The sequence below is a fragment of the Cupriavidus sp. GW822-FHT02D05 genome, assembly GCF_058802485.1.
Window position 1 is genome coordinate 1 of the sequence record NZ_JBXAOE010000019.1, and the last position, 24923, is coordinate 24923.

Sequence of the window (24923 nt, forward strand, 5' to 3'; positions counted from 1 at the left end):
AAAGTAGGTAATCGCCAGGCTCTCCCTTGAAACCCCCCAGTACGAAAGTACTGGGGGGTTTTGCTTTTGCGGCTGCGGTTTTGCGCGATCAGGCTCTAGCAGCGTCCAAGCCGCCAGCCTGGCGAGCCAGTTGGCCGAAATCGACATCAAAGCAAGGCCCGAGAGGCCGCCAGACGCCGTTTTAGAGCCTCTGGCGAGCCCCTATAGGGTGAAGGTGTTCTTTATTGAACGCCGACGATGATGGTGCGATCGGGCAGCTTAGCTGGTGCCAGGTCAACGCTCCGAAGTCTGTCCTTCCCTACTTTGCATAGTACGGAAAGTGCTTGACAGCCAAGGAAAGTTACACCATAATCAGAAGTTCACTGCGGAGAGGTGCCCGAGTGGCTAAAGGGGGCAGACTGTAAATCTGTTGGCTTACGCCTACGTTGGTTCGAATCCAACCCTCTCCACCAAGAATTGCAAAGCAGTAGTGAGTACCCGGCAGGTGTCGGTGAAGCAGAAAGCGTGGTAACCCGGCGGGTGTAGCTCAATGGTAGAGCAGAAGCCTTCCAAGCTTACGACGAGGGTTCGATTCCCTTCACCCGCTCCAGATTGCCCGGGTTCTTGCAGTTCTAAAAAGCAGCATTCAAGTTTCGCCCATGTGGCTCAGTGGTAGAGCACTCCCTTGGTAAGGGAGAGGTCGGCAGTTCGATCCTGCCCATGGGCACCAAATACCGCACTAGCAATATCGCTACCGACACAGGAGTCGCGAAATGGCAAAGGAAAAGTTCTCGCGGACTAAACCGCACGTGAACGTTGGTACGATCGGTCACGTTGACCATGGTAAGACCACCCTGACGGCAGCAATTGCTACGGTGCTGGCAGCCAAGTTTGGCGGTTCGGCCAAGAAGTACGACGAAATCGACGCAGCGCCGGAAGAAAAGGCACGCGGTATTACCATCAACACCGCCCACGTCGAGTACGAAACGGCTAACCGCCACTACGCACACGTTGACTGCCCGGGCCACGCTGACTATGTGAAGAACATGATCACGGGCGCCGCACAGATGGACGGCGCGATCCTGGTGTGCTCGGCCGCTGACGGCCCCATGCCCCAGACCCGCGAACACATCCTGCTGGCCCGCCAGGTTGGCGTGCCTTACATCATCGTGTTCCTGAACAAGTGCGACATGGTCGACGACGCCGAGCTGCTCGAGCTGGTCGAAATGGAAGTGCGCGAGCTCTTGTCCAAGTACGAATTCCCCGGCGACGACACCCCGATCATCAAGGGTTCGGCCAAGCTGGCACTGGAAGGCGACAAGGGCGAACTGGGCGAGCAAGCCATTCTGGCCCTGGCCGAACAGCTGGACAGCTACATCCCGACGCCGGAACGTGCCATCGACGGTACCTTCCTGATGCCGGTGGAAGACGTGTTCTCGATCTCGGGCCGTGGCACGGTTGTGACCGGTCGTATCGAGCGCGGCATCATCAAGGTTGGTGAAGAAATCGAAATCGTTGGTATCAAGCCGACGGTCAAGACCATCTGCACCGGCGTGGAAATGTTCCGCAAGCTGCTGGACCAAGGTCAAGCAGGCGACAACGTGGGTCTGCTGCTGCGCGGCACGAAGCGCGAAGACGTCGAGCGCGGCCAAGTGCTGTGCAAGCCGGGTTCGATCAAGCCGCACACGCACTTCACCGGCGAGGTCTACATCTTGTCGAAGGACGAAGGCGGCCGCCACACCCCGTTCTTCAACAACTACCGCCCGCAGTTCTACTTCCGTACGACCGACGTGACTGGCTCGATCGAGCTGCCGAAGGACAAGGAAATGGTCATGCCGGGTGACAACGTGTCGATCACGGTCAAGCTGATTGCCCCGATCGCCATGGAAGAAGGCCTGCGTTTCGCCATCCGTGAAGGCGGTCGTACCGTCGGCGCCGGCGTCGTGGCAAAGATCCTCGACTGATAAGGTCGAACAGCGAATACGGCACCAACCGGCCGTATTCGTTGCCAGAGGGGTTGGCCTAATCGCCGACCCCACAGTTGTTTTAGGGGTATAGCTCAACTGGCAGAGCGTCGGTCTCCAAAACCGAAGGTTGGGGGTTCGATTCCCTCTGCCCCTGCCAATTCAATCAGCCGCGTCGCGATAGAGAGTATCGTGACGCGGCTTAGTCTCGTTTGCGAAACATGGCCAATCCCAACGTCGAAACCGTCAACGCCGCCAGTGGTAAGTGGTTGCTTGGCGCCGCGGTGCTACTGGTGGTTGCCGGCGTCATCGGTTTCTATGCCCTGGCACAGCAACCGTCCTACGTGCGTGGCGCTGCGCTGTTCGGCGGCATTGCGCTGGGCGTGGTGGTCGCGCTGGTATCGGCGCCAGGCAAGGACTTCATCGGTTTCTCCAAGGAATCGTATCGCGAAGTCCGTAAGGTCGTTTGGCCCACCCGCAAGGAAGCCGGGCAGATGACGGGCCTGGTGTTTGTCTTTGTCGTGATCATGGCCGTGTTCCTGTGGTCTGCGGACAAGCTCATCGAGTGGGTCATCTTTTCGCTCGTGCTGGGCTGGAAATGAAGGATAGAACATGACGGATAACGCACAACAGGAAGTCCCCGCAGCTGAATCGCCTTCGTCGAAGAAGCGCTGGTATGTGGTGCACGCCTATTCCGGCATGGAAAAGAGTGTGCAGCGCGCGCTGCAGGAGCGCATTGAGCGCGCCGAAATGCAGGATAAGTTTGGCCGCATCCTGGTCCCGTCCGAAGAAGTCGTTGAAATCAAGGGTGGGCAGAAGTCTGTCACCGAACGTCGCTTCTTCCCGGGGTACGTGCTGGTCGAGATGGAAATGACCGACGAGACCTGGCACCTGGTGAAGAACACCAGCAAGGTCACTGGCTTCGTCGGCGGTGCGCGCAATCGCCCGAGCCCGATTTCCCAGAAGGAAGTCGACAAGATCATGACCCAGATGCAGGAAGGGGTCGAGAAGCCGCGTCCCAAGACGCTCTTCGAAGTGGGCGAAATGGTTCGCGTCAAGGACGGTCCTTTCACCGACTTCAACGGCAACGTCGAGGAAGTGAACTACGAGAAATCGCGCTTGCGAGTCTCGGTCACCATCTTCGGGCGCGCCACTCCGGTCGAGCTCGAGTTCGGCCAGGTCGAGAAGGTCTAAGTGGTTTAAGCGGTTCAGGTTTTCGCGTTTTATGCTGGTCGCAAGGCCAGCGAAAAATGCAGCGGCCAGTCTCGAAAGGGGCTGGCCACAAGAGGAGCGTGAGGCTGGCTGGGGTGGATGAACCATCCCTGCAGCGATAGCGCGCTACGACTCAACAGGATCGCATTCCGTCAGGAAGCGGTCCGGATTGGAGTAAATATGGCCAAGAAGATCATTGGCTTTATCAAGCTGCAAATTCCGGCTGGTAAGGCAAATCCCTCCCCGCCCGTGGGCCCCGCACTGGGTCAACGCGGTCTGAACATCATGGAGTTCTGCAAGGCGTTCAACGCGCAGACCCAAGGCATGGAACCCGGCCTGCCGGTGCCGGTGGTGATTACCGCCTTCGCCGACAAGAGCTTCACCTTCGTGATGAAGTCGCCCCCGGCGACCGTTCTGATCAAGAAGGCAGCTGGCCTGACCAAGGGTTCGGCCAAGCCGCACACCGACAAGGTTGGCAAGATCACGCGTGCCCAGGCTGAAGAAATCGCCAAGGCAAAGAACGCTGACCTGACCGCTGCCGATCTGGACGCTGCTGTCCGTACGATCGCCGGTTCGGCTCGCTCGATGGGCATCACCGTGGAGGGTCTGTAAATGGCTAAGGTTTCCAAGCGCACCGCCGCGAACAAGGCGAAGATCGAGCGCACCAAGTTCTACCCGATCGACGAGGCCCTGGGCCTGGTGAAGGGTTGCGCATCGGCCAAGTTCGACGAATCCATCGACGTTGCCGTGCAACTCGGCATCGATGCGAAGAAGTCGGACCAGGTGGTTCGTGGCTCCGTCGTGCTGCCTGCCGGTACCGGCAAGTCGGTTCGCGTGGCTGTGTTCGCCCAAGGCGAAAAGGCTGAAGCCGCGAAGGCAGCTGGCGCCGAAATCGTCGGTATGGAAGACCTGGCTGAACAAGTCAAGGCCGGCAACCTGAACTTCGACGTCGTGATCGCTTCGCCGGACACGATGCGTATCGTTGGTACGCTGGGCCAGATCCTGGGCCCGCGCGGCCTGATGCCGAACCCGAAGGTCGGTACGGTTACCCCCGACGTCGCCCAGGCTGTGAAGAACGCCAAGGCCGGTCAGGTGCAATACCGTGTCGACAAGGCCGGTATCATCCACGCCACCATTGGCCGCCGTTCGTTCCAGGACGCCGATCTGAAGCGCAACCTGAGCGCGCTGATCGAAGCCCTGGTGAAGTCGAAGCCGGCTACCAGCAAGGGCGTGTACCTGCGCAAGATCGCTGTTTCGTCCACCATGGGCGTTGGCGTTCGCGTGGAACAGGCTTCGCTGTCGGCCTAAGGCTGGCGGCAACCGCAGGGCGGACCCGATAACGTCGCCCAGCGTAAAGAATTGAGGATCCTGGCCCAGGCCGGGATCGTCTCCCGAGTCAGGCGGTGCCCGATAGGACACCGCAGGATGGAGGAGCAAGGCTTTGGGCAGTGGTGCCCGCCGGCGCGCAAGCGCGGAGCAGGCACCGCTGGTTATCAAAGACCGCTGGTGGCGGGTGCGGCCGTAGGTTGGCTGCCTCGCCTTAATCGGACGGAACGTACGCAGCGTGGCTTCGGCCTGCCGCGACGCCTCCCGGCCCACCAGCGCAGATGGCGCACCCGAGGGATTGAAGAATCCGGGCAATGACCCGGGTGATTCGGGCCAAATCGGACGCCGTTCGTTTGGACTGATGTGCGTGCCTCGGACGATCCGGGGGACAAGCATCGTTTTGGAGCTTAACCGTGCCACTTAATATTGAAGATAAGAAGGCCGTCGTTGCTGAGGTTTCGGCGCAAGTCGCTAAAGCCCAGACCATCGTCGTAGCCGAATATCGCGGCATTGCGGTTGGCGATCTGACCAAGCTGCGCGCCAAGGCCCGCGAGCAAGGCGTGTACCTGCGCGTTCTGAAGAACACGCTGGCGCGCCGCGCCGTGGAAGGCACGCCGTTTGCCGGCCTCGCAGAGCAAATGACCGGTCCGCTGATCTACGGTATTTCCGAAGATGCAGTGTCGTCGGCCAAGGTTCTGAACGACTTTGCCAAGACCAACGACAAGTTGGTTCTGCGCGCAGCGTCGTATGACGGCAATGTGCTCGATGCTGCTGCCGTCAAGGCACTGGCCTCGATCCCGAGCCGTGACGAACTGATTGCTCAGCTGCTTGGCGTGATGCAGGCACCGGTGTCGGGCTTCGCCCGTCTGCTGGCTGCACTGGCCGCCAAGAAGAGCGAAGGCGCCCCTGCCGAAGGCGAAGGCGCTGCTGCCGCCGCCGAGAGCGAAGGCGCAGCTGCTTAAGGCGTAAGCCTTTTCGCAGCCTGGCTCATCAAGATCGCATTACCGATACCGAATCACATTTAGCAGGAGTATTCCAAATGGCAATCAGCAAAGACGACATCCTCGAAGCCGTAGGCTCGATGTCCGTGATGGAACTGAACGACCTGGTCAAGGCGTTCGAAGAAAAGTTTGGCGTGTCCGCCGCTTCGATGGCCGTGGCTGCTGCCCCGGGCGCAGGCGCTGCTGCCGCTGAAGAGCAAACCGAGTTCAACGTTATCCTGTCGGAAATCGGCGCAAACAAGGTTGGCGTGATTAAGGCTGTTCGCGAAATCACCGGCCTGGGCCTGAAGGAAGCCAAGGATCTGGTTGACGGCGCACCGAAGGCTGTCAAGGAAGGCGTGGACAAGGCTGCTGCAGCCGACGCCAAGAAGAAGCTGGAAGACGCCGGCGCAAAGGTCGAAGTCAAGTAAGCTGTACTCGCGTGCCTTTTGGCACGCGAATGGGGCTGGCAAAGGGAGATTCCCGGCGCCAGCCTTTTTGCGCTTCTGCGATGTGTGTTTTACTGTGCACTCGGAAGCGTGAACAAATGGCGCAAGCGATGCTTGAGAGCTGGGCGTATGCCTAAGCTTGAGCAGAGGCCAAACATCAGTGGCACACTAGGTGGTTGCTGATGTTTGTCTTCTGAACCGACTGCAGAAGACAAGTTTGGTCGGGTGTCCCCCGGGCCGGTATGACGCATTGCGTCGTTTCTGCCGGCTCGCAGCGTGCGGACACCGTCAGCCAGAGGTTGGTAGCGGCCAACCGCCAAATCCCCTCCCAGTCGCTGAACACCTCAGGTGCTGCGCCAGGTCCAGCCAGCCCTGCGATGATTCGGAGATCCCATGGCGTACAGCTTCACCGAAAAGAAGCGCATTCGCAAAAGTTTTGCGAAGCGCGCGACGGTTCATCAGGTTCCTTTCCTGCTTGCCACCCAGATTGAATCCTACGCTCAGTTTCTGCAAGAGGGTGCGCCACCCTCACGTCGCAAAACCGAGGGCCTGCAAGCGGCTTTCAGTGCAATCTTCCCGATTGTGTCGCACAACGGGCTCGCCCGTATGGAGTTCGTCTCCTACCACCTCTCCAACCCGCCGTTCGACGTCAAGGAATGTCAACAGCGTGGCCTGACCTTCCACTCGGCTCTGCGTGCCAAGGTACGCCTGATCATCAACGATCGGGAAAATCCGGGCAAGGTCAAGGAAGTCAAGGAACAGGAAGTCTACATGGGCGAAATTCCGCTCATGACGTCGACCGGCTCCTTCGTCATCAACGGTACCGAGCGTGTGATTGTTTCGCAGCTCCACCGTTCGCCTGGCGTGTTCTTCGAACACGACAAGGGCAAGACCCACAGCTCGGGCAAGCTGCTGTTCTCGGCACGGATTATTCCTTACCGCGGCTCGTGGCTCGACTTCGAGTTCGACCCGAAGGACATCCTGTACTTCCGCGTTGACCGTCGCCGCAAGATGCCGGTCACGATCCTGCTGAAGTCGATCGGCCTGACGCCTGAGCAAATCCTCGCGCACTTCTTCGTGTTTGACAATTTCACCCTGCAGTCGGAAGGCGCGCAGATGGAATTCGTGCCCGAACGTCTGCGTGGTGAAGTCGCGCGCTTCGACATCGCCGACAAGGACGGCCGTGTCGTCGTGGAGAAGGACAAGCGGATCAACGCAAAGCATATCCGCGACCTGGATTCCGCCGGTACCAAGCTGATCAGCGTGCCGGAAGACTACCTGCTCGGCCGCGTGCTGGCGAAGAACATCATCGACCCGGATACCGGTGAGGTGATTGCCAACGCTAACGACGAGCTGACTGAAACCGTGCTGGAAAATCTGCGCGAAGCCGGTGTCAAGCAGATCCAGACCCTGTACACCAACGATCTGGACCAAGGTCCGTACATGTCGCAGACGCTGCGCGTGGACGACACCGCCGACCAGACCGCTGCGCGTATCGCGATCTACCGCATGATGCGTCCCGGCGAGCCGCCGACTGAAGACGCGGTGGAGGCACTGTTCCAGCGCCTGTTCTACAGCGAAGAGTCGTACGACCTGTCGCGCGTTGGCCGCATGAAGGTCAACAGCCGCCTGGGCCGCCCGAGCGGTGAAGGCAGCATGGTGCTGCAGGACGAGGACATCCTCGAGACCATCAAGATCCTGGTCAACCTGCGCAACGGCAAGGGTGAGGTCGATGACATCGATCACCTGGGCAATCGTCGCGTTCGCTGCGTTGGCGAACTGGCCGAAAACCAGTTCCGTGCCGGCTTGTCGCGCGTCGAGCGCGCCGTGAAGGAACGTCTGGGCCAGGCCGAGACCGAAAACCTGATGCCGCATGACCTGATCAACTCGAAGCCGATTTCGTCGGCCATCCGCGAGTTCTTCGGTTCGTCGCAGCTGTCGCAGTTCATGGACCAGACCAACCCGCTGTCCGAGATCACGCACAAGCGTCGTGTCTCCGCACTGGGCCCGGGCGGTTTGACCCGTGAGCGCGCAGGCTTTGAAGTGCGCGACGTGCACCCGACCCACTACGGCCGCGTGTGCCCGATCGAAACGCCGGAAGGCCCGAACATTGGCCTGATCAACTCGCTGGCACTGTATGCACGCCTGAACGAGTACGGCTTCCTGGAAACGCCGTACCGCAAGGTGGTCGACAGCAAGCTGACCGACCAGGTCGACTACCTGTCCGCCATTGAAGAAGGCAAGTACGTGGTGGCGCAGGCCAACGCGACGGTTGACGCCGACGGTACCCTGATCGACGAACTGGTGTCGTCGCGTGAAGGTAGCGAGCGGGAAACCCGTATGGTCACGCCGGACCGCGTCCAGTACATCGACGTGGCGCCTTCGCAGATCGTCTCGGCCGCGGCATCGCTGGTGCCGTTCCTCGAGCACGATGATGCGAACCGTGCACTGATGGGCGCCAACATGCAGCGTCAGGCCGTGCCTTGCCTGCGTCCGGACAAGCCGCTGGTGGGTACCGGCATCGAGCGTACCGTTGCGGTCGACTCGGGTACTGCCGTCCAGGCAACCCGTGGCGGCGTGGTGGACTACGTCGACGCCATGCGTATCGTGATTCGCGTGAACGATGAGGAAGCTGTCGCCGGTGAAGTCGGCGTCGACATCTACAACCTGATCAAGTACACCCGCTCGAACCAGAACACCAACATCAACCAGCGTCCGATGGTCAAGGTTGGGGATTTCGTCGCCCGTGGCGACGTGATCGCCGACGGCGCATCGACCGACCTGGGCGAGCTCGCGCTTGGCCAGAACATGCTGGTGGCGTTCATGCCGTGGAACGGCTACAACTTCGAAGATTCGATCCTGATCTCCGAACGTGTGGTTGCCGAAGACCGCTACACCTCGATCCACATCGAGGAACTGTCGGTCGTCGCGCGTGACACCAAGCTGGGACCGGAAGAAATCACCCGCGACATTTCCAACCTCGCCGAAGCGCAGCTCGCGCGTCTGGACGAGTCCGGCATCACCTACATCGGTGCCGAAGTGGAAGCCGGTGACGTGCTGGTCGGCAAGGTCACGCCCAAGGGCGAGACCCAGCTGACCCCGGAAGAAAAGCTGCTGCGCGCGATCTTCGGTGAGAAGGCTTCGGACGTGAAGGACACCTCGCTGCGCGTCCCCTCGGGGATGAGCGGTATCGTGATCGACGTTCAGGTCTTTACCCGCGAAGGCGTGACCCGCGACAAGCGTGCCCAGTCCATCATCGACGATGAACTCAAGCGCTACCGCCTGGACCTGAACGACCAGCTGCGTATCGTGGAAGGCGATGCCTTCCAGCGTCTGGAACGCCTGCTGCTCGACAAGACCGTCAATGGCGGTCCGAAGAAGCTGTCCAAGGGCGCCAAGCTGACCCGCGAGTACCTGGCCGATCTGGACAAGTACCACTGGTTCGACATCCGCCCGGCCGACGAAGAAGTGGCTGCCCAGCTGGAAGCCGTCAAGGAAGCCATCGAGCAGAAGCGTCACGAGTTCGACCTGGCCTTTGAAGAAAAGCGCAAGAAGCTCACGCAAGGCGACGAACTGCCGCCGGGCGTGATCAAGATGGTCAAGGTGTACCTGGCGGTCAAGCGCCGCCTGCAGCCTGGCGACAAGATGGCAGGCCGTCACGGCAACAAGGGTGTTGTGTCCAAGATCGTCCCGATCGAAGACATGCCCTACATGGCCGACGGCACGCCCGCCGACATCGTGCTGAACCCGCTCGGCGTGCCGTCGCGGATGAACGTGGGCCAGATTCTGGAAACCCACCTGGGCTGGGCCGCGCGCGGCCTGGGCCAGCGTATCGGCTCCATGCTCAAGGCACAGGCGAAGGCGCAGGAACTGCGTCCGCTGCTTGCCCAGATCTACAACGAGAGCGGCAAGCCGGAAGACCTCGACAGCCTGTCGGACGCTGAAGTGCTGGAACTGGCGACCAACCTGAAGAAGGGTGTCCCGTTCGCCACGCCGGTGTTCGACGGTGCGCATGAAGACGAGATCCGCCGCATGCTGGACCTGGCGTACCCGGAAGAGATCGCCCGCGACATGGGCCTGACCGCCTCCAAGCAACAGGTCACGCTGCACGACGGCCGCACCGGCGAAGCGTTCGAGCGTCCGGTTACGCTGGGCGTGATGCACATGCTGAAGCTGCACCACTTGGTCGACGACAAGATGCACGCGCGTTCGACCGGCCCGTACTCGCTGGTGACCCAGCAGCCGCTGGGTGGTAAGGCGCAGTTCGGTGGCCAGCGTTTCGGTGAAATGGAAGTGTGGGCGCTGGAAGCATATGGCGCCTCCTACGTGCTGCAGGAAATGCTGACGGTCAAGTCCGATGACGTGAACGGCCGGACCAAGGTCTACGAGAACATCGTCAAGGGCGAGCACTCGATCGATGCCGGCATGCCGGAATCGTTCAACGTGCTGGTGAAGGAAATCCGTTCGCTGGGTATCGACATCGACCTCGATCGCTATTGATTTGGATCGAGAGTGCGCGGTAGGCCGGCCGTGAATGGCCCGCCTACCGCCGAATGCCCGCTACGGTTTTCCCACAGGATGAATGCCGCGGGCCCGACATGCTGTCGGGCTGGCGGCGAAACAAGGAGTTGCAATGAAAGCATTGCTCGATCTCTTTAAGCAGGTTCAGCAGGAAGAGCAGTTCGACGCGATCAAGATCGGCCTGGCATCGCCAGAGAAGATCCGTTCGTGGTCGTACGGTGAAGTGAAGAAGCCGGAAACCATCAACTATCGGACGTTCAAGCCCGAGCGCGATGGTCTGTTCTGCGCCAAGATCTTTGGCCCGATCAAGGACTACGAGTGCCTGTGCGGCAAGTACAAGCGCCTGAAGCATCGTGGCGTGATCTGCGAGAAGTGCGGCGTTGAAGTGACGCTGGCCAAGGTGCGCCGCGAGCGCATGGGCCACATCGAACTGGCTGCGCCGACCGCGCACATCTGGTTCCTGAAGTCGCTGCCGTCGCGTCTGGGCATGGTGCTCGACATGACGCTGCGCGATATCGAACGCGTCCTGTACTTCGAAGCATTCGTGGTGCTCGAACCCGGCATGACCCCGCTCAAGAAGAGCCAGATCATGTCCGAGGACGACTACATCGCCAAGTGCGAAGAGTATGGCGAAGGCGAATTCGTGGCCATGATGGGTGCCGAAGGCATCCGTGAATTGCTGCGCGGCATCGACATCGAAAAGCAGATCGAAACGATCCGCGCCGAGCTGCAGACCACCGGCTCCGAAGCCAAGATCAAGAAGTTCGCCAAGCGCCTGAAGGTGCTCGAGGCGTTCCAGCGTTCGGGCATCAAGCCGGAATGGATGATCCTGGAAGTGCTGCCGGTGCTGCCGCCCGAACTGCGTCCGCTGGTTCCGCTGGATGGTGGCCGTTTCGCCACTTCGGACCTGAACGACCTGTATCGCCGCGTCATCAACCGTAACAACCGCCTGAAGCGCCTGCTCGAACTGAAGGCGCCTGAAATCATCGTGCGCAACGAAAAGCGCATGCTGCAGGAAGCGGTTGACTCGCTGCTGGACAACGGTCGTCGCGGCAAGGCCATGACGGGCGCCAACAAGCGTCCGCTGAAGTCGCTGGCCGAAATGATCAAGGGCAAGGGCGGCCGTTTCCGTCAGAACTTGCTGGGCAAGCGCGTCGACTACTCCGGCCGTTCGGTCATTGTGGTGGGCCCGACCCTGAAGCTGCATCAGTGCGGCCTGCCCAAGCTGATGGCGCTCGAGCTGTTCAAGCCTTTCATTTTCCACAAGCTGGAAACGATGGGCATCGCCACCACCATCAAGGCGGCGAAGAAGGAAGTGGAAAGCCAGACCGCGGTGGTGTGGGACATCCTCGAAGAGGTGATCCGCGAGCATCCGGTCATGCTGAACCGCGCGCCGACGCTGCACCGCCTGGGTATCCAGGCGTTCGAGCCGGTGCTGATCGAAGGCAAGGCCATCCAGCTGCACCCGCTGGTCTGCGCGGCGTTCAACGCCGACTTCGACGGTGACCAGATGGCTGTTCACGTCCCGCTGTCGCTGGAAGCGCAGATGGAAGCCCGCACGCTGATGCTGGCCTCCAACAACGTGCTGTTCCCGGCCAACGGCGATCCGTCGATCGTCCCGTCGCAAGACGTGGTGCTGGGTCTGTACTACACGACCCGCGACAAGATCAACGGCAAGGGCGAAGGCCTGACGTTCGCTGACATCAGCGAAGTGATCCGCGCCTACGAGAACAAGGAAGTCGAACTGGCTTCGCGCGTGAACGTGCGTATCACCGAGTATGAACTGGTCGACAAGGATGCAGTGGGCGACGCCCGCTTCGCGCCCAAGATCACGCTGCAGGCCACCACGGTCGGCCGCGCGATCATGTCCGAGATCCTGCCGAAGGGCCTGCCTTTCTCGGTGCTGAACAAGCCGCTGAAGAAGAAGGAAATCTCGCGCCTGATCAACACCGCGTTCCGTAAGTGCGGCCTGCGCGAGACCGTGATCTTCGCTGACAAGCTGCTGCAGTCGGGCTTCCGCCTGGCAACGCGCGCTGGTATCTCGATCGCCATCGACGACATGCTGGTGCCGCCGCAAAAGGAAAAGATCATTTCCGACGCGGCTGCCAAGGTGAAGGAATACGACAAGCAGTACATGTCGGGCCTGGTGACCGACCAGGAACGCTACAACAACGTCGTGGACATCTGGGGTGCTGCCGGCGACCAGGTGGGCAAGGCGATGATGGAGCAGCTCCAGCACGAAGACGTGGTCGACCGTCACGGCAACACCGTGAAGCAAGACTCCTTCAACTCGATTTACATGATGGCCGACTCGGGCGCGCGCGGTTCCGCTGCGCAGATCCGTCAGCTGGCTGGCATGCGTGGCCTGATGGCCAAGCCGGATGGCTCGATCATTGAAACGCCGATTACGGCGAACTTCCGTGAAGGCCTGAACGTTCTGCAGTACTTCATCTCCACCCACGGCGCGCGTAAGGGCCTGGCGGATACGGCACTGAAGACCGCGAACTCGGGTTACCTGACCCGTCGTCTGGTCGACGTGACGCAGGATCTGGTGGTGGTGGAAGACGATTGCGGCACGACCAACGGCGTGGCCATGAAGGCCCTGGTCGAAGGCGGTGAAGTGATCGAAGCCCTGCGCGACCGGATTCTCGGCCGTGTGACGGTGTCCGACGTGGTGAACCCTGAGACCCAGGAAACCGCGATCGAGGCCGGCACCCTGCTGGACGAAGACCTGGTCGACATGATCGACGCCATCGGCGTGGACGAAGTGAAGGTGCGCACGCCGCTGTCGTGCGACACGCGCTACGGCCTGTGCGGCATGTGCTATGGCCGCGACCTCGGCCGCGGCGTGCTGGTGAACTCCGGCGAAGCGGTTGGCGTGATCGCCGCTCAGTCGATTGGCGAGCCGGGCACCCAGCTGACCATGCGTACGTTCCACATCGGCGGCGCGGCATCGCGTTCGGCCGTGGCATCGAGCGTGGAAGCGAAGGCAACCGGTACCGTGCGTTTCACGGCGACCATGCGTTACGTCACCAATGCGAAGGGCGAGCTGATCGTCATCTCGCGTTCGGGCGAAGCGCTGATCACCGACGACCACGGCCGCGAGCGCGAGCGCCACAAGATCCCGTACGGCGCCACGCTGCTGGTGCAGGACGGCCAGGCCATCAAGGCTGGCACGCAGCTGGCCACGTGGGACGCGCTGACGCGCCCGATCGTGTCGGAGTACACCGGCACGACCAAGTTCGAGAACGTCGAAGAGGGCGTGACCGTCGCCAAGCAGATGGACGAGGTCACCGGCCTGTCGACCCTCGTGGTGATTGATGCCAAGCGCCGTACGGCTGCCACCAAGGGCCTGCGCCCGCAGGTGAAGCTGCTCGACGCCAACGGCCAGGAAGTGAAGATCCCGGGCACGGACCACTCCGTGACCATCGGCTTCCAGGTCGGCGCGCTGATCACCGTGAAGGACGGCCAGCAGGTGCATGTGGGCGAAGTGCTTGCACGTATCCCGACCGAATCGCAAAAGACCCGCGACATTACCGGGGGTCTGCCGCGTGTGGCCGAGCTGTTCGAAGCGCGTTCGCCGAAGGATGCCGCCGTGCTGGCGGAAGTCACCGGCACCACGTCGTTCGGCAAGGACACCAAGGGCAAGCAACGCCTGGTGATTACGGACCTGGACGGCAACGCCCATGAGTTCCTGATCACCAAGGAAAAGCAAGTCCTGGTGCACGATGGCCAGGTGGTGAACAAGGGCGAAATGATCGTGGAAGGTCCGGCGGACCCGCACGACATCCTGCGCCTGAAGGGCATCGAGGAGCTGGCGCACTACATCGTCGACGAAGTGCAGGATGTGTACCGTCTGCAGGGCGTGAAGATCAACGACAAGCACATCGAAGTGATCGTGCGCCAGATGCTGCGCCGCGTGCAGATCGCGGATGTGGGCGACACCAAGTTCATCCCGGGTGAACAGGTGGAGCGTTCGGAACTGCTCGACGAGAACGATCGCGTGATCGCCGAAGGCAAGCGTCCGGCCACGTACGAAAACCTGCTGCTCGGTATCACCAAGGCGTCGCTGTCCACCGACAGCTTCATCTCGGCGGCATCGTTCCAGGAAACCACCCGCGTGCTGACGGAAGCCGCGATCATGGGCAAGACCGACGACCTGCGTGGTCTGAAGGAAAACGTGATCGTTGGCCGACTGATCCCCGCTGGTACGGGTCTGGCCTACCACCGTGCCCGCAAGGCGCGCGAGGCGGCCGAGCGCGAACGTGCCCAGGCGATCTCCGACGAAGAGCAGTCGCTCTTCATCGAGCCGCCTGTGGTGCCGGCGACGACCGAAGGCGAGGGCGACGCGGTCTAAGACTGCCAGCCTGAACCTGCAAGCAAGCTGCATGAAGAAGCCCGGCCCTGGTGGCCGGGTTTTTTTTGGCCTGTAGGTATATAGCCAGTTTTATTTCTTTAGGCCTCTTCGGTTATTTTTATTCGTCGTGCTTATGCTTTGCCGCAGGGGCACGGACCCGTGCTCCATGCGCCGCCAGACGAAAGAAATCCGGGAACATTCGTTACAGGCCGAAGTAGTTAGCCGCGCCCTTGGTGGTATGGTTACGCCTTTCGCGGTCCCACCCCTTTTTTTAAGCTGTTGCTATGTCGCGCGCCCTGGCGATTCTCAAGGATGTTTTTGGCTACCACGCCTTCCGCGGCCGGCAGGGGGAGATCATCGACCATGTGGCCGATGGTGGCGATTGCCTGGTCCTGATGCCAACCGGCGGCGGCAAGTCGCTGTGCTACCAGATCCCCGCGCTGCTGCGGCAGCGGGCCGGGCAGGGCACCGGCATCGTGGTGTCACCGCTGATCGCGCTGATGCAGGACCAGGTCGCGGCGCTGTCCGAGGCGGGCGTGCGCGCGGCAGTGCTGAACTCGACGCTCAGCGGGGCCGAGGCCTCCGCGGTGGAGCGCGATCTGCTCGCCGGCCGGCTGGAAATCCTTTATGTGGCACCCGAGCGGCTGATGACGCCGCGCTTCCAGGACCTGCTCCAGCGTACCCGTATCGGCGTGTTTGCCATCGACGAGGCGCACTGTGTATCGCAGTGGGGCCATGACTTCCGACCGGAATACATCCAGCTCTCGGTGCTGCACGAGCGCTTCCCGGACGTGCCGCGCATTGCCCTGACGGCCACCGCGGATTCCGTTACGCGCGAGGAAATCGTCGAGCGTCTCGCGCTGCACGACGCTCGCGTTTTCGTCTCCAGCTTCGACCGCCCCAATATCCGCTATCGCATCGTCGAGAAGGACAATGCGCGCCAGCAGTTGCTGGCCTTTATCAAGGCCGAGCATCTGGCCGCCGACGGCACGCACGACAGCGGTATCGTCTATTGCTTGTCGCGCAAGAAGGTGGAGGACACCGCCAGCTACCTCAGCGCCCAGGGCCTCAACGCGCTGGCGTACCACGCCGGTATGGATGCGGGCGTGCGCCAGCACCATCAGGCGCGTTTCCGCGAGGAAGAGGGCGTGATCATGGTGGCCACCATCGCTTTTGGCATGGGCATTGACAAGCCGGACGTGCGCTTTGTGGCGCACCTGGACTTGCCCAAGAGCATGGAGGGCTATTATCAGGAAACGGGCCGTGCCGGCCGCGACGGGCTGCCGGCCAACGCCTGGATGGCCTACGGCCTCGGCGACGTGGTTCAGCAAAAGCGCATGATCGACGAGTCCGAGGCAGACGATGCGCACAAGCGCGTCTCGTCCGCCAAGCTCGATGCCCTGCTCGGGCTGTGCGAGACAGCCGGCTGCCGCCGCGTGCGCATCCTTGGCTATTTCGATGAAGCCAGCGAGCCCTGCGGCAACTGCGACACCTGCCTGGAACCGCCCGCTACCTGGGACGGCACGCGTGAAGCGCAGATGGCGCTGTCCTGCGTCTACCGCACGGCACAGGCCAGCCGCGTTCATTTCGGCGCAACCCATATGGTCGATGTGCTGCGCGGCAACGCGTCGGAAAAAATCCGTCAATGGGGCCACGACAAGGTCTCCACGTTTGGCATCGGCGCGGACCGTTCGGTCTCCGAGTGGCACGCCATTTTCCGCCAGTTGATCGCTCACGGCCTGCTGGTGATCGACCATGGCGGTCACGGCGCCCTGCTGCTGGGCGACGCTGCCCGCGCGGTGCTCAAGGGCGAGACGTCGATCACCCTGCGCCGCCAGGTCAGCAAGCCAGCCAAGAGCGGCGAGCGTGGCGCGCGCGGCTCCGCCGGCACGCGCACCGACCATACCGCCGGCATGGACACCGAGGCATTGGCCAACTGGGAAGCGCTGCGCAAGTGGCGCACTGAGACGGCACGCGAGCACGGTGTGCCCGCCTATGTGATCTTCCATGACGCCACGCTGGCCGAACTGGCGCGCAGCGCGCCGGATTCGTTGACGGCAATGGCTGAAGTCCCCGGCATCGGCGCCGCCAAGCTGGAGCGCTACGGTGATGCCATCCTGGAAGCGCTGGGCGCCGTGGAGGACTTTTGAGGCCCTGCCCGGGCCTAAGCCGAGCAGCACGCTTCTGTCAGAAGCTGCTTGACGGTTTACGTAGTCGCTGCTAGCATGTCAGATTCGAGTTTTTGGCTTTGGATTTCGCTCGCCTGTCGTAATTGTGGCCCTCGGTTCGCAATCGGCAAGCCTGCCAGGGGATCGTGTGATGCTCTGGTGGTGTGGTCGCAGCGGGATCCCAGGCGAGCTCGCGCTCTTTGGCCAGTCTGTTCCTCCACAGGTCCGTCTCAAGAGCGCTCGCTCACTTTTCCCGCCCAAAACCCGTCGTTGCCTCTTCGGCCCATTGCTTGTGGCCCCAGGGGTGTTTTTCCGTAAAACCAAGCTGGATTGAACAATGCCAACTATCAACCAACTGGTTCGCAAGCCGCGTGTCTCTGAAGTCGTCAAGAGCAAGAGCCCGGCGCTTGAGAACTGCCCCCAGCGTCGCGGCGTGTGCACCCGTGTGTACACCACGACGCCGAAGAAGCCGAACTCGGCACTGCGTAAGGTCGCCAAGGTGCGCCTGACCAACGGTTTCGAGGTCATCTCGTACATCGGCGGTGAAGGCCACAACCTGCAAGAACACTCGGTCGTGCTGATCCGCGGCGGCCGTGTGAAGGACTTGCCGGGTGTGCGTTACCACATCGTCCGTGGCTCGCTGGACTTGCAAGGCGTGAAGGATCGTCGCCAGGCACGTTCGAAGTACGGCGCGAAGCGTCCGAAGGCTGCTTAAGGCTAACGCCAGGCAAGCTGGGCACAAAGCCCGAAGCAACAAACGATGGCCTGTGGCGGTTGCGTCATGGTGCTGTCACCAGGCGGCGGTACAACGGAGCGTTTATGCGCCGTGCCGTCGAGTAAGTGGTCACCCGGCGAATTTGCCTCGATGGAAGGCAAGCTAGTTGGTGGCCGGAGAGCGGGAAATCATTGCCGCGCTCTCAACTGAATCTAAAGGAAAGAAGATGCCACGTCGTCGTGAAGTCCCCAAGCGGGATATCCTGCCCGATCCGAAGTTCGGTAACGTTGAAGTTGCCAAGTTCATGAACGTCCTGATGCTGGACGGCAAGAAGTCGGTTGCCGAACGTATCGTTTATGGCGCGTTCGACCAGATCGAAAAGAAGGCAGGCAAGGCCCCCGTTGAAGTGTTTTCCGTTGCGATCAACAACGTGAAGCCGGTGGTCGAAGTGAAGAGCCGTCGCGTGGGCGGCGCCAACTATCAGGTTCCGGTCGAAGTCCGTCCGTCGCGTCGTTTGGCATTGGCGATGCGTTGGTTGCGCGAGGCCGCGAAAAAACGCAGCGAGAAGTCGATGGCGCTGCGCCTGGCAGGTGAGTTGCTGGAAGCTGCGGAAGGCCGCGGCGGCGCGATGAAGAAGCGCGACGAAGTGCACCGCATGGCCGAAGCCAACAAGGCGTTCTCGCACTTCCGCTTCTAAAGCGCGCGAGTTATACGCCGTTGGTTGCCGGGCGGGCTGTGTTTTCACACGCTCGCCCGTTTGTGTTACGGGCGTTGGCAATGAGATGCCGGCGTCTCACGGACGAATAGAGGATTAAAGTGGCTCGTAAGACTCCCATTGAGCGCTACCGCAATATCGGTATCTCGGCTCACATTGACGCGGGTAAAACCACCACGACCGAGCGTATCCTGTTCTACACCGGTGTGAACCACAAGATCGGTGAAGTGCATGATGGCGCCGCCACGATGGACTGGATGGAGCAGGAACAGGAGCGTGGCATCACGATCACCTCCGCTGCGACCACCGCCTTCTGGAAGGGCATGGCCGGCAATTACCCGGAACACCGCATCAACATCATCGACACCCCGGGCCACGTGGACTTCACCATCGAGGTGGAGCGCTCCATGCGCGTGCTGGACGGCGCATGCATGGTCTACTGCGCAGTGGGTGGCGTGCAGCCCCAGTCGGAAACCGTTTGGCGCCAGGCTAACAAGTACGGCGTGCCGCGCTTGGCCTTCGTCAACAAGATGGACCGTACCGGCGCGAATTTCTTCAAGGTCTACGACCAGCTGAAGACCCGCCTGAAGGCTAGCCCGGTTCCCGTCGTTGTGCCCATCGGCGCCGAAGACACCTTCAAGGGTGTGGTCGACCTCATCAAGATGAAAGCGATCATCTGGGACGAGGCCAGCCAAGGCACCAAGTTCGACTACGTGGACATCCCGGCTGAACTGGCCGACTCGTGCAACGAATGGCGCGAGAAGATGGTCGAGGCAGCTGCCGAGTCGAACGAAGAGCTGATGAACAAGTATCTGGAAGAGGGCGAACTGTCCGAAGCCGAGATCATCAAGGGCCTGCGCGACCGTACCATCGCCTGCGAAATCCAGCCGATGCTGTGCGGCACCGCGTTCAAGAACAAGGGCGTGCAGCGTATGCTGGACGCCGTGATCGACTTCCTGCCGTCGCCGGTCGACATCCCGCCGGTCACCGGCGTGGACGATGACGACAAGGAAGTGTCGCGCCGTGCTGCGGACGACGAAAAGTTCTCCGCTCTGGCGTTCAAGATCATGACCGACCCGTTCGTCGGCCAGCTGATCTTCTTCCGCGTCTATTCGGGCAAGGTCAATTCGGGCGACACCATCTACAACCCGGTCAAGAGCAAGAAGGAACGCCTGGGCCGGATTCTGCAGATGCACGCCAACCAGCGCGAAGAAATCAAGGAAGTGCTGGCAGGCGACATCGCCGCCGCGGTTGGCCTGAAAGAAGCCACCACGGGCGACACGCTGTGCGATCCGGACCACATCATCATCCTGGAACGCATGGTGTTCCCGGAGCCGGTGATTTCGCAGGCTGTCGAGCCGAAGACCAAGGCTGACCAGGAAAAGATGGGCATCGCCCTGAACCGCCTGGCACAGGAAGATCCGTCGTTCCGCGTGAAGACCGACGAAGAATCCGGCCAGACCATCATTTCGGGCATGGGCGAGCTCCACCTCGAAATTCTGGTTGACCGCATGAAGCGCGAGTTCGGCGTGGAAGCCACCGTGGGCAAGCCCCAGGTTGCGTACCGCGAAACCATCCGCAAGACCTGCGACGAAGTGGAAGGCAAGTTCGTCAAGCAGTCGGGCGGCCGTGGCCAGTACGGTCACGTGGTGCTGAAGCTCGAGCCGCAAGAACCGGGCAAGGGCTACGAATTCGTCGACGCCATCAAGGGCGGCGTGGTTCCGCGCGAGTACATCCCCGCAGTGGACAAGGGCATTCAGGACACCCTGAACTCCGGCGTCCTGGCAGGCTTCCCGGTGGTCGACGTCAAGGTCACGCTGTTCTTCGGTTCGTACCACGATGTGGACTCGAACGAAAACGCGTTCAAGATGGCCGGCTCCATGGGCTTCAAGGAAGGCATGCGTCGCGCAAGCCCCGTGCTGCTCGAGCCGATGATGGCCGTGGAAGTGGAAACGCCCGAAGACTTCATGGGTAACGTGATGGGCGATCTGTCGTCGCGTCGCGGCATTATCCAGGGCATGGACGACATGGTCGGCGGTGGCAAGATCCTGCGCGCGGAAGTTCCGCTGGCAGAGATGTTCGGCTACTCGACCTCGCTGCGTTCGGCCACGCAAGGCCGTGCTACGTACACGATGGAGTTCAAGCACTACGCTGAAGCTCCGAAGAACGTAGCCGACGCCGTGATCACGGCACGTGGCAAGTAAGTAAAAAAATCCGCCGCCGCGCGTTGTGCGCGGCGGCACTATGAACACGACATACTGGTTTCGATTAGGAGCTGAAAAATGGCAAAGGAAAAGTTCTCGCGGACTAAGCCGCACGTGAACGTTGGCACGATCGGTCACGTTGACCACGGCAAGACCACCCTGACGGCAGCAATTGCCACGGTGCTGGCAGCCAAGTTTGGCGGTTCGGCCAAGAAGTACGACGAAATCGACGCAGCGCCGGAAGAAAAGGCACGCGGTATTACCATCAACACCGCCCACGTCGAGTACGAAACGGCTAACCGCCACTACGCACACGTTGACTGCCCGGGCCACGCTGACTATGTGAAGAACATGATCACGGGCGCCGCACAGATGGACGGCGCGATCCTGGTGTGCTCGGCCGCTGACGGCCCCATGCCCCAGACCCGCGAACACATCCTGCTGGCCCGCCAGGTTGGCGTGCCTTACATCATCGTGTTCCTGAACAAGTGCGACATGGTCGACGACGCCGAGCTGCTCGAGCTGGTCGAAATGGAAGTGCGCGAGCTCTTGTCCAAGTACGAATTCCCCGGCGACGACACCCCGATCATCAAGGGTTCGGCCAAGCTGGCACTGGAAGGCGACAAGGGCGAACTGGGCGAGCAAGCCATTCTGGCCCTGGCCGAACAGCTGGACAGCTACATCCCGACGCCGGAACGTGCCATCGACGGTACCTTCCTGATGCCGGTGGAAGACGTGTTCTCGATCTCGGGCCGTGGCACGGTTGTGACCGGTCGTATCGAGCGCGGCATCATCAAGGTTGGTGAAGAAATCGAAATCGTTGGTATCAAGCCGACGGTCAAGACCATCTGCACCGGCGTGGAAATGTTCCGCAAGCTGCTGGACCAAGGTCAAGCAGGCGACAACGTGGGTCTGCTGCTGCGCGGCACGAAGCGCGAAGACGTCGAGCGCGGCCAAGTGCTGTGCAAGCCGGGTTCGATCAAGCCGCACACGCACTTCACCGGCGAGGTCTACATCTTGTCGAAGGACGAAGGCGGCCGCCACACCCCGTTCTTCAACAACTACCGCCCGCAGTTCTACTTCCGTACGACCGACGTGACTGGCTCGATCGAGCTGCCGAAGGACAAGGAAATGGTCATGCCGGGTGACAACGTGTCGATCACGGTCAAGCTGATTGCCCCGATCGCCATGGAAGAAGGCCTGCGTTTCGCCATCCGTGAAGGCGGTCGTACCGTCGGCGCCGGCGTCGTGGCAAAGATCCTCGACTAAGCAAACTTCCTGGAGCAGGCTGGCGGTACAATACCGTCGGCTTGTTCCCATGTTCCAGGGCGCACGCCGCCCATCGCTCTTTTAAGGAAATATCATGCAGAACCAGAAGATCCGTATCCGCCTGAAGGCTTTCGACTATCGCCTGATCGACCAGTCGGCAGCCGAAATCGTGGATACCGCCAAGCGCACCGGCGCGATCGTCAAGGGCCCGGTGCCCCTGCCGACCCGTATCCAGCGCTTCGACATCCTGCGTTCGCCGCACGTCAACAAGACGAGCCGTGATCAGTTCGAGATCCGTACTCACCAGCGCCTGATGGACATCGTCGATCCTACCGACAAGACCGTTGACGCACTGATGAAGCTCGACCTGCCGGCCGGCGTCGACGTCGAAATCAAGGTGTAAGGTATTCGGCACAAGACCGCCCCAAGCGGTTTTGCGCAAACAAAAACGGCGAACTTCGGTTCGCCGTTTTTGTTTTTGTGTTCCCACCTGAATGAATGCGGCCTAAGCGGGTCCGCGTCGGCGCAGTGTTTGCCCCGGCGGTTCGCCAAAACTTTTGCGGTATTCCACGCTGAAGCGCCCCAGATGGCTGAAGCCCCAGCGCAGGGCCGCAGCCGTGACCGAGTCGATCGCCGGGTCGTTCAGCAGGTCATGGCGAACACGCTCCAGTCGCACCGCGCGCAGGTAGGCCATCGGGCTGATGCCGCGGTGCTCCCGAAAGCCAGCATAGAGCCCGCGCAGGCTCACACCGGCGATTTCCGCCAGCAGGGCGGGGGTCAGCGGCGCCTGCGCGTGGGCATGGATGTACTCCTCAACCTGCTTCACGTGGCGCGGCGCCAGCGGTTTGCCCCGTGCCCGCATTGCCTCCGCCAGGCTGTGGGGCTGCACTGTCAACAACGTGCCGATCACCAACTGCTCCAGCTGGCAGGCGGTCAGCGGATGCCGCGCCGCGTCCGGCGCCAGCGCCAGCAGGTCGGCCACGTAGTGCATCAGCTGGTACCAGGCCGCCAGGCGGCGCCAACCCATCCCAAGCTCAAAGCGCAGCGGTGCCTGTGGCCGATGGCCGAGGTGCGCCGCACATACCCGCTCCAGCGCACCGCGCTCCACGCGCACGATCAACTGGTCGCTGTCGTGGCTCCAGCGCATCCGCACGGGGTCGCTCGGCGTGAGCACCGAGGCCATGTCGCGGTCGGAGAGGATCTGCTGCGGGCCGCAATGGATCTGGGCATGGCCCGCCAGCGGCATCTGCACCAGCAGGAAATCATCGAGCGGTCCCGGCTCGATCTGGGCCTCCGCGCCATAGGCCAGCCGGTTGAAGGACACGGCGCCAAGCGGCGCATGATGCATGCGGGCAGCCAGCGTCGTGCCACCGATGGTGAGCTTGTGCGGCTTGAAAACCGTACCCACCGCTGCGCGCGTCTGGGCCTGGTCGGTCGAGGCGAAGACCAGCCGGGTGGGGTCGGATAGCAGGGTGCGTGCCAGCGGCTCGGTGGCCGTGGCCGCGGGGGGCTGAGGCATTGTCTCGCTCCTCGGCGTCATTGGCGCGCCGCTTAGTACATTGGGCCCGGCCAGCCTGCGGGCGGATTCCTTCACACCACTATAGTGGATCGCTTCCCGGCGCCCCTTGCCCATGCCGGCATTTTCCTGCACTAATCGGATAGCCGCTGCAGCCCGCGGCTAGTTTGCTGCGGTGCGGATCGCCCATGATGGAATCCAGCACGGCAGCCCCAACCCCCAAAGACAAAGGAGCGCAGCCCATGGGCCAGACTATCCAGATCCACGCCGCCGACGGCGCATTCAACGCCTACCTTGCCACGCCCCCATCGGGCAAGGGACCCGGCATCGTGTTGTGCCAGGAAATCTTCGGCGTCAATGCCACCATGCGCGCGGTGGCGGACTACTACGCCGAGGAAGGCTACACGGTGCTGGTGCCGGACTTGTTCTGGCGTATCGCCCCCGGCATCGAACTGGGCGATCGCGGTGAGGACTTTCAGCGCGCCCTGGGCTTGTATCAGCGCTTCGATGAGGCACTCGGCGTCAAGGATGTCGGTGCGGCGCTGGATGCGCTGCGGGCCCGTCCTGAATGCGTGGGCCAGACCGGGGTGCTCGGTTTTTGCCTGGGCGGGAAGCTCGCCTATCTGGCTGCTTGCCGCCTGGATGGCGTGGCCTGCGCCGTGGCGTACTACGGCGTCGGCATCGAGCGCGCGCTGGACGAGGCGGTCAATATCCAGGGGCGGCTGGTGCTGCATGTGGCCGAGCATGACGGCTTCTGCCCACCGGAGGCGCAGGCGAAGATCCGCGCAGGCTTGGGCGGCAAGGACGGCATCGAGTTGTACGTTTATCCAGGTGTGGACCACGCGTTCGCGCGCACCGGCGGCGAGCATTTCGACCACCCATCGGCGCTGATGGCGCATCAGCGCTCGATAGCCGCGCTGCGCGCAGAGATGGGTCCGCACTACGATTTCTCAGCCCTGTGGGACAAGCACTGCGAATACGAGTTCGCCACCCGCGATGTCGACGCCACGATGGCGACGATGGTGTCGGAACCCTACGTGAACCATATCCCGACCATGACAGGCGGCGTCGGCCACCGGCAGCTCAAACGCTTCTACCAGAACCATTTCGTCAACAGCAATCCGCCCGATACCAGCCTGATTCCGCTGTCGCGCACCGTGGGTGCCAGCCAGATCGTCGACGAGATGCTGTTCTGCTTTACGCATACCTGCGAGGTCGACTGGATGCTGCCTGGCGTGGCGCCCACTGGCAAGCGGGTGGAGATTCCCCTCATCGCCATCGTCAAGTTCCGCGGCGATAAGCTCTACCACGAGCATATCTACTGGGACCAGGCGAGCGTGCTGGTGCAGATCGGCATGCTCGATCCGGCCGGCCTGCCCGTGGCAGGTGTGGAGACCGCGCGCAAGCTGCTCGACGAAACGCTGCCCTCCAACACGCTGATGGCGCGCTGGCAGGAGAGCGAAGGCAAGTAAGAGCCCATAAGGGCAAGTACCACGCATCACAGAAAAGCAAAAGGCCGCACCCGGCACGTGCTGTCGCAAGGCGGCA

At 61.8% G+C, this 24923-nt stretch carries 17 protein-coding genes and 4 tRNA genes; 20 read left to right on the top strand and 1 reads right to left on the bottom strand.

Annotated features, from left to right (window positions below; translation table 11 throughout):
- Positions 1-366: 366 nt before the first annotated feature.
- The 19 genes from AC1RQK_RS24085 (at position 367) to rpsJ (ending at position 22262) form a co-directional block, all read left to right on the top strand.
- Positions 367-452 (top strand) — tRNA-Tyr (locus AC1RQK_RS24085).
- Positions 453-515: 63 nt separating this feature from the next.
- A tRNA-Gly gene (locus AC1RQK_RS24090) sits at positions 516-589 on the top strand.
- Positions 590-634: 45 nt separating this feature from the next.
- A tRNA-Thr gene (locus AC1RQK_RS24095) sits at positions 635-709 on the top strand.
- A gap of 43 nt (positions 710-752) precedes the next feature.
- Entirely contained in the window at positions 753-1943 is a 1191-nt protein-coding gene (gene tuf / locus AC1RQK_RS24100) for an elongation factor Tu (RefSeq protein ID WP_006164373.1), read from the top strand.
- A gap of 84 nt (positions 1944-2027) precedes the next feature.
- Positions 2028-2103: transfer RNA gene (locus AC1RQK_RS24105), tRNA-Trp, on the top strand.
- A 61-nt stretch (positions 2104-2164) separates the two neighbouring features.
- Positions 2165-2545: a preprotein translocase subunit SecE gene (secE, locus tag AC1RQK_RS24110; protein WP_006162342.1), complete on the top strand. Its 381-nt coding sequence runs from the start codon at positions 2165-2167 to the stop codon at positions 2543-2545.
- Between the two features lie 10 nt (positions 2546-2555).
- A complete protein-coding gene (gene nusG / locus AC1RQK_RS24115) occupies positions 2556-3137 on the top strand; it encodes a transcription termination/antitermination protein NusG (RefSeq protein ID WP_006162340.1) in 582 nt (193 codons plus the stop codon).
- Positions 3138-3335: 198 nt separating this feature from the next.
- A complete protein-coding gene (gene rplK, locus AC1RQK_RS24120) occupies positions 3336-3767 on the top strand; it encodes a 50S ribosomal protein L11 (RefSeq protein ID WP_006162338.1) in 432 nt (143 codons plus the stop codon).
- Entirely contained in the window at positions 3768-4463 is a 696-nt protein-coding gene (rplA, locus tag AC1RQK_RS24125) for a 50S ribosomal protein L1 (protein ID WP_006162337.1), read from the top strand.
- Between the two features lie 431 nt (positions 4464-4894).
- A complete protein-coding gene (gene rplJ / locus AC1RQK_RS24130; protein ID WP_017224513.1) occupies positions 4895-5443 on the top strand; it encodes a 50S ribosomal protein L10 in 549 nt (182 codons plus the stop codon).
- 77 nt (positions 5444-5520) lie between these two features.
- Positions 5521-5892, top strand: a complete 372-nt coding sequence (rplL, locus tag AC1RQK_RS24135; RefSeq protein WP_006162333.1) for a 50S ribosomal protein L7/L12 — start codon at positions 5521-5523, stop codon at positions 5890-5892.
- 411 nt (positions 5893-6303) lie between these two features.
- Entirely contained in the window at positions 6304-10410 is a 4107-nt protein-coding gene (gene rpoB / locus AC1RQK_RS24140; protein ID WP_043350384.1) for a DNA-directed RNA polymerase subunit beta, read from the top strand.
- A gap of 133 nt (positions 10411-10543) precedes the next feature.
- A complete protein-coding gene (gene rpoC / locus AC1RQK_RS24145) occupies positions 10544-14788 on the top strand; it encodes a DNA-directed RNA polymerase subunit beta' (protein ID WP_043350381.1) in 4245 nt (1414 codons plus the stop codon).
- A 284-nt stretch (positions 14789-15072) separates the two neighbouring features.
- Positions 15073-16938 carry a DNA helicase RecQ gene (gene recQ, locus AC1RQK_RS24150; protein ID WP_492376384.1) on the top strand — a complete coding sequence of 622 codons (1866 nt, stop codon included), beginning with the start codon at positions 15073-15075 and terminating at the stop codon, positions 16936-16938.
- A 355-nt stretch (positions 16939-17293) separates the two neighbouring features.
- Positions 17294-17671 carry a 30S ribosomal protein S12 gene (gene rpsL, locus AC1RQK_RS24155; RefSeq protein ID WP_006162330.1) on the top strand — a complete coding sequence of 126 codons (378 nt, stop codon included), beginning with the start codon at positions 17294-17296 and terminating at the stop codon, positions 17669-17671.
- Between the two features lie 226 nt (positions 17672-17897).
- Positions 17898-18368, top strand: a complete 471-nt coding sequence (gene rpsG / locus AC1RQK_RS24160) for a 30S ribosomal protein S7 (protein WP_035876146.1) — start codon at positions 17898-17900, stop codon at positions 18366-18368.
- A gap of 119 nt (positions 18369-18487) precedes the next feature.
- Positions 18488-20590: an elongation factor G gene (gene fusA / locus AC1RQK_RS24165; protein WP_492376383.1), complete on the top strand. Its 2103-nt coding sequence runs from the start codon at positions 18488-18490 to the stop codon at positions 20588-20590.
- A gap of 78 nt (positions 20591-20668) precedes the next feature.
- Positions 20669-21859 carry an elongation factor Tu gene (tuf, locus tag AC1RQK_RS24170; RefSeq protein WP_006164373.1) on the top strand — a complete coding sequence of 397 codons (1191 nt, stop codon included), beginning with the start codon at positions 20669-20671 and terminating at the stop codon, positions 21857-21859.
- Between the two features lie 94 nt (positions 21860-21953).
- Entirely contained in the window at positions 21954-22262 is a 309-nt protein-coding gene (gene rpsJ / locus AC1RQK_RS24175; RefSeq protein ID WP_006160488.1) for a 30S ribosomal protein S10, read from the top strand.
- A 102-nt stretch (positions 22263-22364) separates the two neighbouring features.
- Here rpsJ and AC1RQK_RS24180 read toward each other — a convergent pair whose 3' ends face one another.
- Complete coding sequence (locus AC1RQK_RS24180) at positions 22365-23378, bottom strand: AraC family transcriptional regulator (protein ID WP_492376024.1); 1014 nt, start codon at positions 23376-23378, stop codon at positions 22365-22367.
- Between the two features lie 239 nt (positions 23379-23617).
- On the opposite strand from AC1RQK_RS24180, the gene AC1RQK_RS24185 reads away from it, so the two are divergent.
- Entirely contained in the window at positions 23618-24847 is a 1230-nt protein-coding gene (locus tag AC1RQK_RS24185; RefSeq protein WP_492376023.1) for a dienelactone hydrolase family protein, read from the top strand.
- The last annotated feature ends 76 nt before the right edge of the window (positions 24848-24923 follow it).

Coding starts and splice junctions, on each gene's coding strand:
- rpsJ (WP_006160488.1), top strand. CDS start 21,954: ATGCAGAACCAGAAGATCCGTATCCGCCTGAAGGCTTTCGACTATCGC.
- recQ (WP_492376384.1), top strand. CDS start 15,073: ATGTCGCGCGCCCTGGCGATTCTCAAGGATGTTTTTGGCTACCACGCC.
- rpsL (WP_006162330.1), top strand. CDS start 17,294: ATGCCAACTATCAACCAACTGGTTCGCAAGCCGCGTGTCTCTGAAGTC.
- rplA (WP_006162337.1), top strand. CDS start 3,768: ATGGCTAAGGTTTCCAAGCGCACCGCCGCGAACAAGGCGAAGATCGAG.
- tuf (WP_006164373.1), top strand. CDS start 20,669: ATGGCAAAGGAAAAGTTCTCGCGGACTAAGCCGCACGTGAACGTTGGC.
- secE (WP_006162342.1), top strand. CDS start 2,165: ATGGCCAATCCCAACGTCGAAACCGTCAACGCCGCCAGTGGTAAGTGG.
- rpoB (WP_043350384.1), top strand. CDS start 6,304: ATGGCGTACAGCTTCACCGAAAAGAAGCGCATTCGCAAAAGTTTTGCG.
- rpsG (WP_035876146.1), top strand. CDS start 17,898: ATGCCACGTCGTCGTGAAGTCCCCAAGCGGGATATCCTGCCCGATCCG.
- nusG (WP_006162340.1), top strand. CDS start 2,556: ATGACGGATAACGCACAACAGGAAGTCCCCGCAGCTGAATCGCCTTCG.
- rpoC (WP_043350381.1), top strand. CDS start 10,544: ATGAAAGCATTGCTCGATCTCTTTAAGCAGGTTCAGCAGGAAGAGCAG.
- AC1RQK_RS24185 (WP_492376023.1), top strand. CDS start 23,618: ATGGGCCAGACTATCCAGATCCACGCCGCCGACGGCGCATTCAACGCC.
- rplL (WP_006162333.1), top strand. CDS start 5,521: ATGGCAATCAGCAAAGACGACATCCTCGAAGCCGTAGGCTCGATGTCC.
- tuf (WP_006164373.1), top strand. CDS start 753: ATGGCAAAGGAAAAGTTCTCGCGGACTAAACCGCACGTGAACGTTGGT.
- rplK (WP_006162338.1), top strand. CDS start 3,336: ATGGCCAAGAAGATCATTGGCTTTATCAAGCTGCAAATTCCGGCTGGT.
- AC1RQK_RS24180 (WP_492376024.1), bottom strand. CDS start 23,378: ATGCCTCAGCCCCCCGCGGCCACGGCCACCGAGCCGCTGGCACGCACC.